15 protein-coding genes are annotated in these 15,317 nt (G+C 71.2%); 10 read left to right on the top strand and 5 right to left on the bottom strand.

Translation table 11 applies throughout. From position 1 onward, the window contains the following. The first annotated feature begins 43 nt into the window (after window positions 1-43). From J2Y46_RS05965 to J2Y46_RS05955, 3 genes are all read left to right on the top strand, one after another. On the top strand, window positions 44-427 hold the full coding sequence (locus J2Y46_RS05965) for a YciI family protein (RefSeq protein ID WP_045296271.1): 384 nt from the start codon (window positions 44-46) through the stop codon (window positions 425-427). Further along, window positions 424-1,668 (top strand): RNA polymerase sigma factor, encoded by a 1,245-nt coding sequence (locus tag J2Y46_RS05960; protein WP_045296273.1) that lies wholly within the window; start codon window positions 424-426, stop codon window positions 1,666-1,668. The genes J2Y46_RS05965 and J2Y46_RS05960 overlap by 4 nt, the downstream gene beginning before the upstream one ends. Before the next feature lie 231 nt (window positions 1,669-1,899). Continuing rightward, on the top strand, window positions 1,900-3,126 hold the full coding sequence (locus J2Y46_RS05955) for an amidohydrolase (RefSeq protein ID WP_045302176.1): 1,227 nt from the start codon (window positions 1,900-1,902) through the stop codon (window positions 3,124-3,126). Between the two features lie 60 nt (window positions 3,127-3,186). Here the strand turns inward: J2Y46_RS05955 and J2Y46_RS05950 are convergent, their stop codons facing one another. From J2Y46_RS05950 to J2Y46_RS05940, 3 genes are all read right to left on the bottom strand, one after another. After that, complete coding sequence (locus tag J2Y46_RS05950; protein WP_045302175.1) at window positions 3,187-3,645, bottom strand: SRPBCC family protein; 459 nt, start codon at window positions 3,643-3,645, stop codon at window positions 3,187-3,189. A 17-nt stretch (window positions 3,646-3,662) separates the two neighbouring features. Then, the gene (locus tag J2Y46_RS05945; RefSeq protein WP_310240962.1) at window positions 3,663-4,397 is read right to left on the bottom strand and encodes a hemerythrin domain-containing protein; all 735 of its coding nucleotides are present in this window, start codon (window positions 4,395-4,397) and stop codon (window positions 3,663-3,665) included. Window positions 4,398-4,512: 115 nt separating this feature from the next. Beyond that, entirely contained in the window at window positions 4,513-5,613 is a 1,101-nt protein-coding gene (locus J2Y46_RS05940; RefSeq protein ID WP_045302173.1) for a VanZ family protein, read from the bottom strand. A gap of 152 nt (window positions 5,614-5,765) precedes the next feature. On the opposite strand from J2Y46_RS05940, the gene J2Y46_RS05935 reads away from it, so the two are divergent. From J2Y46_RS05935 to sufU, 3 genes are all read left to right on the top strand, one after another. Further along, window positions 5,766-7,835, top strand: a complete 2,070-nt coding sequence (locus J2Y46_RS05935; protein ID WP_396653151.1) for an APC family permease — start codon at window positions 5,766-5,768, stop codon at window positions 7,833-7,835. Between the two features lie 61 nt (window positions 7,836-7,896). Continuing rightward, complete coding sequence (locus tag J2Y46_RS05930) at window positions 7,897-9,198, top strand: cysteine desulfurase (RefSeq protein WP_310240960.1); 1,302 nt, start codon at window positions 7,897-7,899, stop codon at window positions 9,196-9,198. Further along, window positions 9,195-9,647 carry a Fe-S cluster assembly sulfur transfer protein SufU gene (sufU, locus tag J2Y46_RS05925; RefSeq protein WP_310240958.1) on the top strand — a complete coding sequence of 151 codons (453 nt, stop codon included), beginning with the start codon at window positions 9,195-9,197 and terminating at the stop codon, window positions 9,645-9,647. Before J2Y46_RS05930 ends, sufU begins: the two co-directional genes overlap by 4 nt. A gap of 11 nt (window positions 9,648-9,658) precedes the next feature. Here sufU and J2Y46_RS05920 read toward each other — a convergent pair whose 3' ends face one another. Together J2Y46_RS05920 and J2Y46_RS05915 are read right to left on the bottom strand one after the other, a co-directional pair. Next, complete coding sequence (locus J2Y46_RS05920; protein ID WP_310240956.1) at window positions 9,659-10,519, bottom strand: DUF4097 family beta strand repeat-containing protein; 861 nt, start codon at window positions 10,517-10,519, stop codon at window positions 9,659-9,661. Continuing rightward, complete coding sequence (locus tag J2Y46_RS05915; protein WP_310240954.1) at window positions 10,519-11,013, bottom strand: toxin-antitoxin system HicB family antitoxin; 495 nt, start codon at window positions 11,011-11,013, stop codon at window positions 10,519-10,521. The genes J2Y46_RS05920 and J2Y46_RS05915 overlap by 1 nt, the downstream gene beginning before the upstream one ends. 181 nt (window positions 11,014-11,194) lie before the next feature. On the opposite strand from J2Y46_RS05915, the gene J2Y46_RS05910 reads away from it, so the two are divergent. Genes J2Y46_RS05910 through kdpB form a run of 4 tightly spaced genes read left to right on the top strand, consistent with a single transcriptional unit; the run spans window position 11,195 to window position 15,306 of the window. Then, window positions 11,195-11,335: a hypothetical protein gene (locus J2Y46_RS05910; protein ID WP_157005676.1), complete on the top strand. Its 141-nt coding sequence runs from the start codon at window positions 11,195-11,197 to the stop codon at window positions 11,333-11,335. Continuing rightward, complete coding sequence (locus tag J2Y46_RS05905; RefSeq protein WP_310240952.1) at window positions 11,332-11,421, top strand: potassium-transporting ATPase subunit F; 90 nt, start codon at window positions 11,332-11,334, stop codon at window positions 11,419-11,421. The genes J2Y46_RS05910 and J2Y46_RS05905 overlap by 4 nt, the downstream gene beginning before the upstream one ends. Next, window positions 11,421-13,103: a potassium-transporting ATPase subunit KdpA gene (gene kdpA / locus J2Y46_RS05900; protein WP_310240950.1), complete on the top strand. Its 1,683-nt coding sequence runs from the start codon at window positions 11,421-11,423 to the stop codon at window positions 13,101-13,103. Before J2Y46_RS05905 ends, kdpA begins: the two co-directional genes overlap by 1 nt. Window position 13,104: 1 nt before the next feature. Continuing rightward, the gene (gene kdpB / locus J2Y46_RS05895; RefSeq protein ID WP_045302161.1) at window positions 13,105-15,306 is read left to right on the top strand and encodes a potassium-transporting ATPase subunit KdpB; all 2,202 of its coding nucleotides are present in this window, start codon (window positions 13,105-13,107) and stop codon (window positions 15,304-15,306) included. Window positions 15,307-15,317 lie beyond the last annotated feature (11 nt).

Here is a 15,317-nt window from a genome sequence, read left to right as displayed (position 1 = left end):
AGGGTCCACGACGGGGTCCTCGTCCCGACGAGAGGAGACGACAATGCCGAACTACCTGATCGCATTCAACGACGAGTGGGTGCCCCCGCAGACGGCCGACCAGCTGCGCAGCAAGAGCGCGGCCTCGGAGGCGCTGCTCGAGGAGATGAAGAACGCGGGCGTCTTCCTTTTCGCGGAGGGGGGCATCGACGCCTCGACCGCGGTCTGCAGCGTCGTCAGCGAGAACGGCAAGCCGGTCTTCACCGACGGGCCGTTCGTCGAGACGAAGGAGCACCTCGGCGGGTTCACCGTCGTGAACGTGGCCGATGACGAGGCTGCCCGCTACTGGGCGGGACGACTGGCCGTCGCCCTCGACTGGCCGCAGGAGGTGCACCGCTTCCCCGGCGACCTGGCGGAGATCGTGGAGCGGCACGCGTCCGAGTCGTGACCGGCCCCGCCGTCGATCAGGCGATCACCCGCGCCCACCTCGAGGAGTGGGCGCGGGTGGTGGCGGGGCTCGCCCGCCGCTTCGGCGATCTCGACCTCGCCGAGGACGCAGCCGCGGAGGCGTTCACGGCCGCCGTGGAGCGCTGGCCGCGTGACGGCGTGCCACCGAACCCGGGTGCGTGGCTCACCACCACCGCGACGCGCAAGGCGATCGACCGGCTGAGACGTGAGTCGCGCCGCGACGACAAGCACAAGGCGGCGCTGATGCTGTCCGACGACTCTCCTCCCGAACAGACGGGACCGGTCGACGACGACCGGCTCCGGCTGATCTTCACCTGCTGTCATCCCGTCCTCGCCATGGAGGCCAGGGTCGCCCTGACGCTGCGGCTGCTGGGCGGACTCACCGTCGCCGAGATCGCCCACGCCTTCCTCGTGCCGGAGACCACCATGGCCCGACGGATCACCCGCGCGAAGGCGAAGATCGCGGCAGCGCAGGTCCCCTATCGAGTGCCGTCGGCGACGGATCTCCGAGAGCGGCTCGCCGGCGTGCTCGCGGTGGTCTACCTCATCTTCAACGAGGGCTATCTGGCCACCGGCGGCGACGACGCGATGCGGGCGGACCTGACCGACGAGGCGATCCGCCTGGGCCGGCTCCTGCGCACGCTCCTTCCCGATGAGGGCGAGGTGACGGGACTCCTCGCGCTGATGCTGCTCATCGACGCGCGGCGAACCGCACGCGTGTCGCGCACGGGCGAGCTCGTGACCTTGGAAGAGCAGGATCGCGGGGCGTGGAGCCGCGCTCTGATCGTCGAGGGCCACGCGCTGGTGCGAGAACGGATCGCCGCGGTCGCCGCCGGCGGAGAGCCTCCCGGGCGCTACCAGCTGCTCGCCGCGATCAACGCGGTGCACACCGCCGCCCCGTCCGCTCGCGACACCGACTGGTCGCAGATCGTCGCGCTCTACGACCGACTGCTCGGCGCCGATCCGTCCGCCATCGTGCGCCTCAACCGCGCCATCGCGGTCGCCGAGATCGACGGTCCCGACGTCGCGCTCGCCGAGCTCGACCGACTCCGCGGACCTCTCGACGGGTATCACGCCTTCCACGCGGCGCGCGCCGACCTCCTCCGCCGGCTCGGGCGAAGCGAGGAGGCGCGGTCGGCGTACGACCTTGCCGTGCAGCTCGCCGGCAACCCCGCCGAACGTGCGTACCTCGTCCGCCGCCGCGACCAGCTGGTGTGGTGACCCCCGCCCCCGCCCCCCGCCCCCCGCCCCCCGCCCCCGCGCCCGTTCCCTCCGCGCTCCGCAGTCACTCCCGGCGCGTCCACCCCGCCCGCACCCCCACAACGTGACTGCGCAGCACAGAACGTCTTCGCTTCCGCAGTCGCTTCGTGCGGTCGCGGCGGGGTGAGAGGTCGCCGAAACGGACTGCGGAGCGGGAGGGGCGCGGCGGCGTGGCCGCGTAGGCTCGACCGCATGACCCTCGACCTCGAAGCGATCTACGTCGATCTGCACCGGCATCCGGAACTGTCCTTCCAGGAGACCCGCACGGCGGGGGTGATCGCGCAGCATCTGACCGCGCTCGGCGTCGAGTTCGAGGAGGGGATCGGCAAGACCGGCGTCACCGGCGTGATCCGCAACGGTGAAGGCCCTGTCGTGTGGCTGCGCGCCGACATGGACGCCCTGCCCGTGCCCGAGCAGACGGGCCTCGAGTACGCCAGCACGGCGCGCGGCACCGACCCGGCGGGCAACGACGTGCCCGTCATGCACGCGTGCGGTCACGACATGCACGTGACGGCGCTGCTCGGCGCCCTCGAGCGCCTGGTCGCCACGAAGGGCGAGTGGTCGGGCACGGTCGTCGCCGTCTTCCAGCCCGCCGAGGAGTACGGCGCCGGTTCGCAGGCCATGATCGCCGACGGCGTGCTCGAGAAGTTCCCGAAGCCCGACATCGTGCTCGGCCAGCACGTCACGCCGCTGCCCGCCGGCACCATCGGCGTGCGCAGCGGCACGCAGATGGCGGCATCCGACGGCATCACCGTCACCCTGCTGGGCCGCGGCGGCCACGGCTCGCGCCCGCAGGCGACCATCGACCCGATCGTCATGGCCGCGGCCACGGTGATGCGCCTGCAGACGATCGTCTCGCGCGAGGTCGACCCCCGCGACGTCGCGGTCGTGACGGTCGGGTCGATCCACGCCGGCTTGAAGAACAACATCATCCCCGCCGAGGCGAAGCTGGAGCTGAGCCTGCGCTACCCCGACGACGTGGCCCGCGCGCGCGTGCTCGAGAAGGTCGAGCGCATCGTGCGCGCCGAGGCGCAGGCTTCGGGCGCCGAGGAGCCGCCGGTCATCGTCACCGACCACACGCTCCCCCCGACCATCAACGACGCCGAGTCCACCGCCCGCCTCAGCGCGGCGTTCGACGCCGCGTTCGGCGAGGGCACCGTGATCGACCCGGGCATGTTCACCGGCAGCGAGGACGTCTCGTGGTTCGCCCGTGAGGCCGGCGTGCCGCTCGTCTTCTGGTTCTGGGGCGGGGTCGACCCGGCGAAGTTCGCCGAAGCCACCGCCGCGGGCACGGTCGAGCGCGACATCCCGACCAACCACTCGCCCTTCTTCGCCCCGGTGCTCCAGCCCACGCTGAGCCGCGGCGTCGACGCGCTCGTGGTCGCCGCGCGCGAGTTCCTCGGGACGCCGACGGCGTAGGCGGTGGAAGGATGCTGCGGGCCGCGGCATCCGTTCCTTGCGGCGTCGTCGCGGAGCGGGTCAGGCGGGTTCGGCGACGGCTCCCGCGCGGGCGTCTTCGGCATCGAGCAGTCGCTGGAGGCCGCGGAAGTCGCGCATGAGGATGCGCGACAGGACGAACGTCGGAAGCAGGGCGACCAGTCGCAGCCACCCCGCGACGTCGCCCCCGTAGTCGGCGTGCACGCGCGTGCCCACGTCCTCGGCGGAGCAGGCGTACTCGACGCGCGAGTTCCACGGCGACGTGGAGTGCCACACGACCCGCTCGTTCGGTTCGACGACCTCGAGCACGTCTTCGAACCGGACACGGAACGGGCCGATGATGTGGTCGACCGCGCTCCAGCGGCTGCCTGCACTCGGCGGCCCGGCTCCGACGCGCTGCCGGAGTTCGACCGCCGGCGCCCAGTCGTGCCAGGTGCCGGGGTCCGCGAGGTACGGGAACACGCGAGCGGGCGGGTGGTCGAGATGCACATCCAGCGTCACGCGTCTCCACATGGCCGTCACACCATCGCGGGAACCGGGCGGTCCGGGTAGAGCTCCCGCATCGCCCTGTCGTACTGCCGCTTCATCAGCAGGAGGTACAGCAGCCGGATCGGCGCGGGGACGTTCGCGCGCATCCACTCGTCCCGCTCGCCCTCGGGCACGCTGGCCACCAGCAGTCCGAGCTGGAGGGACAGGATGTCCTTGCCGAGCTCCTTGCGGTGCGCCATGAGCTCCGCGCGCGTGTGCTCCTCCATCCAGTCCCACTCCTGCTGGGAGAGCACGGCGCCGGCCACCGGCATGATGTCGTGCTCCTCCTGCCCGAGATGCGCGGTGAGGGTGTCGCGGAGGTGCTCGATGTCGCGGGCGAACGCATCACGCAGCGCGGCATCCGCCGTCCGGAGCCACGGCTCGAGCTGCGGCTCGATCCGGGCGAGCTGGGAGGCGACCTCGGCGTGCTGCGCGCGCATCTGGCCGACGTGCAGCGCGCACCCCGGATCACGTGAGACCAGCTTGTCCCACAGGGCGACATCCTCGGTCTCGTGGTGCATGTGCAGTGCGTAGAAGTCCAGGTGGGCGTACCGGCCCACGATCGCCGCGCGGTCGATGTCGCCCGGTGGCACGCCGCGCACGAGCTCCGGCAGCTCGCGATACAGCCAGCGGAAGATCCTGTGCACCAGGATCAGGCCCGACGTGTTGCACCCGGGTTCCTGCCCCTCCGGCATGGCTCCGGAGGAGGGCAGCTTGGCAGCCATATCGCACCCCCGATCCCCGCAGCTCGTCGACTCCGACGACCCCAGGCGGTGATCAGCGGGATTCTACTCCCGGGCTGCGCGTGGTCCCAGGGCCTGCGCGGCCGCGGCCCCGGTTTCAGAGGCCGGGAGCCGTCGCGGAACCGGGGGGCGCAGCATCCGGTTCCTCCAGCTCCCGCGCGTCGGTGAGGCGCTGACCCGACGCGAGACCGGGGAGGCCGCGATGCCCGTCGGTCGTGAAGACCAGCAGGATCGACACCGCCGCGAACACCGAGGCCACGAACGTCCACGCGCCCGGCAGCGCGTTCAGCACGAGGTAGCCGCCGATGCCGGCGGCGAAGCGCAGGAAGCGCGCGAGCCCGACCGGGAGCGGCCCGCCGGTGAAGCGCACCTGCACGGCGTGGTCGCCGATCGTGCCGCCGGTCGCGAGCGTCGCGACGAGCCACACGACGATCGACACCCCGGAGCCGATGAGGCTCGCCGCGGATCCCTCGCGCACGGCCGCGTCCGCACCGAGGAGGTAGAGCACGAGCTGCACCGCGACGATCACCGTCAGGCTGAGCACCCAGGCGGCGAGCCCGTCGCACAGCATGCCGAGGAGGCGTCGGCCGCGCGTGACCGGCTGCGGCCGGTCCGCGTCGGGCAGGCGGGGTGAGCCGCGGTAGCGGCGCGGCACGGCGAGCGCGAGCAGCGAGCCGAGCACCGCGCCCAGGGTGTTCGTGAGCAGGTCGTCCACGTCGAACACGCGGTAGGCGCAGGGGTAGAGGCCCCAGACGCCGGTGAGCTGGGTGACCTCGACGAAGACCGACAGCCCGACGCCGACGACGAGGGCCGTGATCGCGCCGCGCCCGCCCAGCACGCGGAGGAAGAACCCGAGCGGCACGAAGAGCAGGACGTTGAGCAGCAGCTGCAGCACGGCGGGATCCGTCGCGAAGCCGCTGCCCCGACGCACGATGGCCCCGCGCAGGTCGGCGGCGATCGCCGTCACGTCGACGTTCACGCCCGCGCACGCGATCGTGTCGGGGTCCGGCAGGGGCAGGAGCGTGTAGGTCCAGATCGCCATCACGTAGACCAGGGCGGCGCCCCAGAGCACGAACCGGCCGACGCCGAATCCGCCCCGGCGGCGGTAGCTGAGCGCGACGAACGGGACGAAGAGCAGCACCCCTACGACCACCCCGAGGGTGACCGCGAGCACACCGAGGATGATCTGCTCGTCCACGCTACGAGTGTCCCAGAGAGGCACCCGTATGGATTTCGTGAGGATGGACGTCTGGATGCATCCTCACGTTCTCCTCACGAGTAGCCTTACGGGCCGTGACGAACGAAAGCCGCGAGCAGTCGGTCGATGAGACGCCGATCGCCAAGCGCCTCATCCTCGGGGACCCGCTCGCGTCCACAGACTCCGACGAGCACCTGCTCCCGAAGAAGATGGCGTTGCCCATCTTCGCGTCCGACGCGCTCTCGTCCGTCGCGTACGCCCCGCAGGAACTCCTCCTCATCCTCCTCACCGGCGGCCTCGCGTTCCTCGCGTTCGCCCCCTGGATCGCCGCCGCGGTCATCGTGCTGCTGATCGTCGTCGTGATCAGCTACCGGCAGTTGATCAAGGCGTACCCGTCCGGCGGTGGCGACTACGAAGTGGCACGCAAGAACCTCGGCGAGGTGCCGGGCGTCATCGTGGCATCGGCGCTGCTCGTCGACTACGTCCTCACGGTCGCGGTGTCGGTCGCATCAGGGGTCGACAACATCATCTCCGCGCTCCCGGGCCTCAATCCCTGGCGCGTCGAGCTGGCGGTGGGCTTCGTCATCCTGATCATCATCGTGAACCTGCGCGGCGTGCGCGAAGCGTCGCGGGCGTTCGCGATCCCGACCTACGTCTTCATCGGCTCGGTCGGGCTCATGATCCTCGTCGGGCTCTTCCAGATCGTCACCGGCAATCCACCTGTGGCGTCGAGCGCCCAGTACGAGGTGCAGACCGAGAGCCTCACGCAGGCCGCGGTCATCCTGCTCGTGCTGCGCGCGTTCTCGAGCGGCTGCTCGGCCCTCACAGGCGTCGAGGCCGTGTCGAACGGGGTGCAGGCGTTCCGCAAGCCCAAGGTGCGCAACGCCCAGACCACGCTCGCGATGATGGGCGGCATCGCGATCCTGCTCTTCGCCGGGCTCACCGCGATCGCGCTCGTCTCGGGCGTGCACTACGCCGAGAACCCCTGCGACCTGATCGGCTTCGACTGCTCCAACCCGCAGCCGAGCCTCATGGCGCAGGTCTCGTCGGCCGTCTTCGGAATGAACTCCATCCCGTTCTTCGTCATCCAGGCGGCGACCGCAGTCGTGCTGCTCCTCGCCGCGAACACCGCGTTCAACGGCTTCCCTCTGCTCGGGTCGGTGCTCGCGCGCGATGGCTATGCGCCCAAGGCGCTCAACACGCGCGGCGACCGCCTCGTGTACTCGAACGGCATGATCATCCTGGGTCTGGTCGCGATCGGCGTGCTGGTCGTCTACCAGGCCAACCTCACGAACCTGATCCAGCTCTACATCATCGGCGTGTTCGTCTCGTTCACGATCGGCCAGATCGGCATGATCCGGCATTGGATGCGGGGGATCCGCGGCATCCGCGAACTCCCGGCCGATGAGCGCCGCGCTGCTTCGGCGCGCACGGAGCTCTTCGGCCTGCGCAAGGGTCTCGTGATCAATTCGCTCGGCGCCACGATGACCGCGTCCGTGCTCGTCATCGTGACCATCACGAAGTTCACCCACGGCGCCTGGCTCGTGTTCCTCGCTATCCCGATCCTGTCGTTCCTCATGGTCGGCGTGCACCGCTACTACCGCGACGTCGAGCACGAGATCGAGATGGACGACCAGACGCACTTCGGGTCCACGGGCGATGTCGCTCTCATCCTCGTCAACCGGCTGCAGAAGCCCGTCGTGAAGGCGGTCGATTACGCGCTGGCCGCGAAGCACGACAAGACCTTCGCGGTGCACGTCTCGGTCACGAAGGAGGATGCCGCGGCGCTGGAGGAGGAGTGGCGCCAGCACCGCATGCCGATCCCACTCAAGATCATCGAATCGCCGTACCGCATGTACGCGAGCCCCATCGCCGACTTCGTCAGGAAGTACCGCGAGGAGCACGGCTCCTCGGTGGTCACCGTCTACCTGCCGCAGTACATCGTCGGCCATTGGTGGGAGTCGATCCTGCACAACCGCCGCGCCCGCCGGATCGCGCAGCAGCTCATGCTCGTGCACGGCGTGTCGATCACGCTCGTGCCCTGGCTCCTGGACTCGTCCGAGCTGATCTACGGCCGCCGCTCGCGTGCGCTGCCGGGCGACGACCGCGCCGGACGCGCCACGGCGCCGCAGGTGCACCGCGTCGGGCGCCGGGCGGTGCGCCCGGCCGGACCGCCCGAGAAGGCGGACGCCTCCGAGCCCCCGGTCACGACCAAGCCCTGACGATCGGCGCCCGAACGGGCGCCCCCGCGCCGGGTCGCGGCATCCCGCGTAGCCTTGAAGGGTGAGTTCTCCCGCATCCGTCTCGTCTCCGACGGCGCCACTTGACGCCGACGCGCTCCGCGCGGACTTCCCGCTCCTCGGCGAGCGCGTGAACGGCGAACGCCTCGTCTACCTCGACTCGGGCGCGACCAGCCAGAAGCCGCAGGCGGTCATCGACGCCGAGGTCGACTTCCTCACGCGGTCGAACTCCGCTGTCCACCGCGGTGCGCACACCCTCGCGGCGGAGGCCACCGAGCTCTTCGAGGACGCCCGCACGACGGTCGCGGCCTTCGTCGGCGCACGCCCCGAGCAGCTGGTGTGGACGAGCGGCGCGACCGCCGGCCTCAACCTCGTCGCGTACGCGATCGGCAACGCGAGCGTCGGACGCGGAGCCCCCGCCAGCGCGCATTTCGCGCTGAAGCCCGGTGACGAGATCGTCATCACCGAGACCGAGCACCACGCGAACCTCATCCCCTGGCAGGAGCTGGCCGCCCGCACCGGCGCGGTGCTCCGCCACATCCCCGTCCGTGATGACGGGACCCTGGACACGGATGCCGCCGCCACCGTCATCGGCGAACGCACGCGGATCGTCGCGTTCACGCACGTGTCGAACGTGCTGGGCATCGTGAACCCGGTCGCCGAGCTCGTCGCCCTCGCACAGGCCGTCGGTGCGGTGACCGTACTGGACGCCTGCCAGTCCGCGCCGCACCTGCCGCTCGACTTCCCCGCTCTCGACGTCGACTTCGCGGTCTTCTCGGGCCACAAGATGCTGGGGCCGTACGGCGTCGGCGGCCTCTGCGGCCGCGCCGAGGTGCTCGAGGCCCTGCCGCCGTTCCTCACCGGCGGGTCGATGATCACCACCGTCACCCTCGACGAGGCGTCGTACCTGCCGCCGCCCCAGCGCTTCGAGGCCGGCACCCAGCCGGTGTCGCAGGCGATCGGGCTCGCGGCCGCGGTGCGCTATCTCGACGCCGTGGGCATGCCCGCGGTGCACGCGCACGAGAAGGCCCTCGAAGCGCGCATGGGTGAAGGCCTGCGCTCGATCCCCGGCATCCGGCTGCTCGGCGACGCGGCGGGCGCCGAGCGCGTGGGGCTCTGGTCGTTCGACGTCGACGGCGTGCACGCGCACGACGTGGGTCAGTTCCTCGACGCCCGCGGGGTGGCGGTGCGCGTCGGGCACCACTGCGCGCAGCCGCTGCACCGCCGCTTCGGACTCACCGCCTCGGTACGGGCGTCGTCGGCGCTCTACAACACGGCTGACGACGTCGACGTGTTCCTGGACGCCCTGTCGGGCGTGAGGGCGTTCTTCGGAGCCGGCGCATGAGCGGCCTCGAATCGCTCTATCAGGAGCTCATCCTCGACCATTCCAAGCGCCCGCACGGCAAGGGCCTCGGCGCCGAGGAAGGCCGGGTCGCCACGTCGTATCAGCGCAACCCGATCTGCGGCGACGAGATCACCCTCCGCGTGCGCCTGTCGGACGACGGCACGACCGTCGACGAGGTCACGTGGGACGGCGCCGGCTGCTCCATCTCGCAGGCGTCGGCGTCCATGCTCGCCGCGCTGATCGAGGAGGAGGAGCGGATGCCGCGGGCCGAGGCATCCGCTCTCGTCGAAGGCTTCCGCGAAGCGCTGCGCTCGCGCGGCGAGATCCCGCTGCACGAAGAGGTGTTCGGCGACGCCGCGGCCCTCTCGGGCGTCTCGAAGTTCACCGCGCGCGTGAAGTGCGCGATGCTCGCGTGGGTCGCCTTCGAGGACGCGACCGCCCGCGCCTGACCTCGGCGCCCCTAGTCGCCGCCGGCGACGGGATGGGTGCGGTGCACGGTGATGTCCCCGTACCCGGCACGGGCGTAGAGCTCGACCGACGCCTCGCCCTCGACCGGACCCGCGGCCGCGGAGAGCTCGTTGCGCACCACGCCGTGCTGGCTCGACGCGTCGAGCCACGCCGCCGTGCCCGAGCGGATGCCGAGGTCCACGGCGCCGTACGACGCCTCGATCCGCGCGGTGCCGCCGTTGAGGTCGCCGATGCGGACCGGGCCGTAGGCCGACCGCACCGTGAGCGCGGGGCCCGGGTCGCCCAGGTGCACGACGCCGCTCGACGTCGCGATGTCGGCCACGCCCGAGACCGAGCCGACATCGATGCCGGCGTCCGATCCTTTGAGCCTCAGCGCCCCGTCGACGATGCCGATGCGGGCACGGCCGGATTTGATGTCCACGTCCGCGTCGCCGCGCACGTGCTCGACGCGGAGCTCCCCGTGCCCGAGGCCCAGGTCGGCGCGGCCGGTGCGCTCGAGGGTCGCGTCGCCGTAATCCAGCGCGATGCGCGCGGTGCCGACCGCCCCGGCGACGCGGATCGAGCCGTACTTGAGCGCGAGCGAGACGTCCGAACCGGTCGGGATGCGCACGGACACGTCGACGGAGTCGCCCGAGCCGAACAGGTTGAACCGTACCGGGCCGACGACGCGGAGGTCGGACCCCGCCTGCGTCACGCGCACCGCCTCGGCTGCGCTGCGGTCGCCCGCGCGGTGCGGGTTGGCCGGCGCGACGTCGACGGCGAGGTCGCGACGGCGTTCTGCGACGACGTCGATGCGGCCCATCTGCAGCTCGATGCGCACGGCCGCCGGGCCTGACACGGGGAACGTCGGCATCAGCGCACCCAGCCGGTGTAGGCCGAGCTCGAACCGCGAGCCGCCGGGGGTGCAGGCTCGACGGCCGCCGCGACGGCCCGCACCAGCCACGTGTTGAGCGAGAGCCCCTCGGCGGTCGCAGCCGCCTCTGCGCGTGCCTTCAGCGAGTCGGGCAGGCGCAGGGTGGTGCGCGCGGTGGCGTCATCGGGATCATCGGATGCCGCGGCCGCGAACAGGACGGGACCGCTCGAGCCGGCGGCTGCCTCTGTCGTGGGCTCGGGCTGAGCCCGTGCGACGACGAAGTCGACTTCTCGCCCGCGCAGGCGCAGGTCGACGGACCCCGGCGCGAGCTCGCGCGTGATCTCGCCCGCCGCCTCGGACAGCGCCTCGAGGATCGCGAGCCGCACCGCGGGCTCGAGCGCTGCCGCGAGGCGCGCCGCGACCTCCGAGGCGTCGGGGCCGGCTGCCGCGGCAAGCTGACGCTGGAGCTCGTCGACGTGCGTGCTGATCTGCATGACGTCAGAGTGACATCACCGTGGTGTCATGTCAACGCCGCGTCAGGGACCCGTGAGTGTCGCCTCGAACGACGTTCGGATTCCGTGAGGACGACCGCCACGGCATCCGCCCGGGAGTTGCATCGAATCCGGCCCGCCGCACCGCGGAGCACCGCTGCAACTGCACCCACCGGGAGACCCTGTGCTCGATGTCATCTACCTCGCACTGACGCTGGCGCTGTTCGCGCTCGTCGGACTCGTCGCCAAGGCGGTGGAGAAGCTGGGCCCACGCGCCCGAGGCTCCGCCCGGCGCGAAGCGACGAGCGGGGAGGCGTGGGGATGATCGTCTTCTCGCTCGTCGGCGCGGCCCTCGGCATCGCCGCAATCGTCTACCTCGTCGTCGCCCTCGTGAAGCCGGAGAAGTTCTGATGGACGCGGCCACCGTGTGGACCGGCGTCCTCCAGATCGCGACGGTCGTCCTGATCCTCGCGCTCCTCTACCGACCGCTCGGCGACTGGATCGCCCGCGTCTACACCGCCAGCAAGGACTGGCGCGTCGAGCGCGGCATGTACCGCCTCGTCGGGGTCGACCCTCGGTCGGAGCAGACCTGGCAGGCGTACCTGCGCGGCGTGCTCGCCTTCTCCGCCGTCGGCGTGCTCCTCGTCTACGCGCTGCAGCGCTTCCAGGCCGTGCTGCCCTATTCGCTGGGCCTGCCCGCCGTACCGGAGGGCCTCGCGTTCAACACCGCGGTGTCGTTCGTGACCAACACGAACTGGCAGTCGTACTCCCCCGAGCTGACCATGGGCTACACCGTGCAGCTGGCCGGGCTGGCGGTGCAGAACTTCGTGTCTGCGGCCGTGGGAATCGCCGTCGCCGTCGCGCTCGTGCGCGGTTTCGCGCGGCGCGGGTCCGCGACGATCGGCAACTTCTGGGTCGACCTCACGCGCGGTGTCACGCGCCTGCTGCTGCCGCTCGCCGTCGTGTCGGCGATCGCGCTCGTGATCGCGGGCGTGGTGCAGAACGTCAACGGGTTCGTCGACGTCGGCACGGTCGCGGGCGGCACACAGTCGATCCCGGGCGGGCCGGTCGCCTCGCAGGAGGCCATCAAGCTCCTCGGCACGAACGGCGGCGGCTTCTTCAACGCCAACTCCGCGCACCCGTTCGAGAACCCGACGCCGTGGTCGAACGTGCTCGAGATCCTGCTGATCCTCGCCATCCCGGTGGCGCTCCCGCGGGCGTTCGGCCGCATGGTGCACGACGACCGCCAGGGCTACGCGATCCTCGCCGTCATGAGCACGATCGCCATCGTGTCGATCGCGGCGGTGACGTGGCTGGAGTCGCTGGCCCTCGGCACCGCGCCGCATCTCGCCGGCGCCGCGATGGAGGGCAAGGAGGTGCGGTACGGCATCTGGGGCTCGACGCTCTTCACCGGTGCGACCACCCTCACCTCGACCGGCGCCGTGAACTCGATGCACGACTCGTACACCGCACTCGGCGGCATGATCCCGATGAGCAACATGATGCTCGGCGAGGTCGCCCCGGGCGGCGTCGGGTCGGGCCTCTACGGCATGCTCGTGCTCGCCGTCATCGCGGTGTTCGTCGGCGGGCTGCTCGTCGGCCGCACGCCCGAGTACCTCGGCAAGAAGATCGGGCCCACCCAGATCAAGCTCGCGAGCCTGTACATCCTCGTGACCCCCGCGCTCGTGCTCGCGGGCACGGCGCTGAGCTTCGGCATCCCGGCGATCCGCGCCGACATGGAGTCGACCTCGATCTGGAACCCCGGCGTCCACGGTCTCGGCGAGGTGCTCTACGCGTTCACCTCGGCGGCGAACAACAACGGCTCGGCGTTCGCGGGGCTCACCGCGAACACGCCGTGGCTCAACACGGCGCTGGGCGTCGCGATGCTGCTCGGCCGGTTCCTGCCCATCGTGCTGGTGCTCGCCCTGGCCGGCTCGCTCGCCGCCCAGGCGCCGGTGCCCTCGACGGCCGGCACCCTGCCCACGCACCGCCCGCAGTTCGTCGGCCTCCTCGCCGTCGTCGCGGTCGTCATCACCGCACTCACGTACTTCCCCGTTCTCACGCTGGGTCCCCTGGCGGAAGGGCTCGTCTGACATGTCCACCGACGTTTCGTCTCGCTCCGCTCGCTCGACCGGGGAGGTCGAGCCGACCTCACGCCCCGTCGCGGGCACGGTCGCTCCCAAGTCGCCCAAGCCCTCTTCCCGCGCGTTCAGCGCCGCCCAGCTGTGGGCGGCCGTGCCCGGGGCCGTGCGCAAGCTGAACCCGGCCGCGCTGTGGCGCAACCCCGTCATGTTCCTGGTGTGGGTGGGCGCCGCCCTCACCACGGCGATCGCGATCGCCGAGCCATTCCTCGGCGGCCCCGAGCAGTCCGGCGGCACGCCGGTGCCCTTCGGCTTCACATGGAGCATCGCCGTGTGGCTGTGGCTCACCGTGCTCTTCGCGAACCTCGCGGAGTCGGTGGCGGAAGGCCGCGGCAAGGCTCAGGCCGCGTCGCTGCGCAAGACGCGGACGTCGACCACGGCGCGTCGCGTCACCGCGTACGACGGGAACACGGATCCCGCGGCCGAGCGCTCCGACGCGATCGAGGTCCCCTCGTCCGACCTGGCGCTCGGTGACGTCGTCATCGTGTCGGCCGGCGAGCTGATCCCCGGCGACGGCGACATCGTCGCGGGCATCGCGACCGTCGACGAGTCGGCGATCACGGGCGAGTCCGCGCCGGTCGTGCGCGAGTCGGGCGGAGACCGCTCAGCCGTCACCGGCGGCACCCGCGTGCTGTCGGACCGCATCGTCGTGCGCATCACGTCGAAGCCCGGCGAGACGTTCGTCGATCGCATGATCGCGCTCGTCGAGGGCGCCGCGCGCCAGAAGACGCCCAACGAGATCGCGCTGAACATCCTGCTCGCGAGCCTGTCGATCGTCTTCGTGATCGTCGTGCTGACGCTCAACCCGATCGCGTCGTACGCCGCGTCGCCCGTGAGCATCCCGGTGCTGATCGCTCTGCTGGTCTGCCTCATCCCGACCACCATCGGGGCTCTGCTCTCGGCGATCGGGATCGCCGGCATGGACCGCCTCGTGCAGCGCAATGTGCTCGCTATGTCGGGCCGCGCCGTCGAGGCCGCGGGCGACGTCACGACGCTGCTCCTCGACAAGACGGGCACGATCACGTACGGCAACCGCCGCGCCTCGGACTTCGTCGCGATGCCGGGCGTCCGCGAGGACGAGCTGGCACAGGCGGCCGCGCTCTCGTCGCTTGCGGATCCCACCCCCGAGGGCGTCTCAGTGGTCGAGCTCGCCGCGGTGCGCGGCATCCGCGTCAGCGAGCCTGCCGGCTCCACCGTCGTCCCCTTCACCGCCCAGACCCGCATGAGCGGCCTCGACCTCGCGGACGGCACGCAGGTGCGCAAGGGCGCCGGGTCTGCCGTGATCGCGTGGCTCGCAGCATCCGCATCCGACGTCCCGACCGCTGCGCGCGCCCAGCTGACGAGCGAGACGGATGCCATCGCGCAGTCGGGCGGCACGCCGCTCGTCGTCGCCACTCGCGACGCGGCCGGCGAGGGCCGGGTGCTCGGGGTCATCCACCTCAAGGACATCGTCAAGGACGGCCTGCGCGAGCGGTTCGACGAGCTGCGGTCGATGGGCATCCGCACGGTCATGATCACGGGCGACAACCCGCTGACGGCGGCCGCCATCGCGAAGGAGGCGGGCGTCGACGACTACCTCGCCGAAGCGACCCCCGAGGACAAGCTCGCGCTGATCCGCAAGGAGCAGCAGGGCGGCAACCTCGTCGCGATGACCGGCGACGGCACCAACGACGCACCCGCGCTCGCGCAGGCCGACGTCGGCGTCGCGATGAACACCGGAACGTCGGCCGCTAAGGAGGCCGGCAACATGGTCGACCTCGATTCCGACCCGACGAAGCTCATCGACATCGTCCGCATCGGCAAGCAGCTGCTCATCACGCGCGGCGCGCTGACCACCTTCTCGCTGGCCAACGACATCGCGAAGTACTTCGCGATCATCCCCGCGATGTTCATGGGGGTCTTTCCCGGCCTCGCGGCGCTCAACGTCATGCACCTGTCGTCGCCCGCGTCGGCGGTGACGAGCGCGATCATCTTCAACGCGATCATCATCGTGATCCTCATCCCCCTGGCGCTGCGCGGAGTGAAGTACCGCCCCGCGAGCGCGTCACAGATCCTCAGCCGCAACCTGCTCGTCTACGGGCTGGGCGGCGTGATCGCCCCCTTCGTCGGCATCAAGCTCATCGACCTCGTCGTGAGCCTCATCCCGGGCTTCTGAGTCCGGCAAGG

The sequence above is a fragment of the Microbacterium sp. BE35 genome (assembly GCF_031457705.1).
Taxonomy (GTDB): domain Bacteria; phylum Actinomycetota; class Actinomycetes; order Actinomycetales; family Microbacteriaceae; genus Microbacterium; species Microbacterium trichothecenolyticum.
Note: the sequence above shows the minus strand (reverse complement) of the source record. Positions and strands in the feature narration are given on the sequence as shown.

Bases quoted from the DNA above. Each gene is read 5' to 3' on its own strand.
- J2Y46_RS05965 (WP_045296271.1), top strand. From the start codon at position 44: ATGCCGAACTACCTGATCGCATTCAACGACGAGTGGGTGCCCCCGCAG.
- J2Y46_RS05955 (WP_045302176.1), top strand. From the start codon at position 1,900: ATGACCCTCGACCTCGAAGCGATCTACGTCGATCTGCACCGGCATCCG.
- J2Y46_RS05945 (WP_310240962.1), bottom strand. From the start codon at position 4,397: ATGGCTGCCAAGCTGCCCTCCTCCGGAGCCATGCCGGAGGGGCAGGAA.
- sufU (WP_310240958.1), top strand. From the start codon at position 9,195: ATGAGCGGCCTCGAATCGCTCTATCAGGAGCTCATCCTCGACCATTCC.
- J2Y46_RS05920 (WP_310240956.1), bottom strand. From the start codon at position 10,519: ATGCCGACGTTCCCCGTGTCAGGCCCGGCGGCCGTGCGCATCGAGCTG.
- J2Y46_RS05915 (WP_310240954.1), bottom strand. From the start codon at position 11,013: ATGCAGATCAGCACGCACGTCGACGAGCTCCAGCGTCAGCTTGCCGCG.
- J2Y46_RS05905 (WP_310240952.1), top strand. From the start codon at position 11,332: ATGATCGTCTTCTCGCTCGTCGGCGCGGCCCTCGGCATCGCCGCAATC.
- kdpA (WP_310240950.1), top strand. From the start codon at position 11,421: ATGGACGCGGCCACCGTGTGGACCGGCGTCCTCCAGATCGCGACGGTC.
- kdpB (WP_045302161.1), top strand. From the start codon at position 13,105: ATGTCCACCGACGTTTCGTCTCGCTCCGCTCGCTCGACCGGGGAGGTC.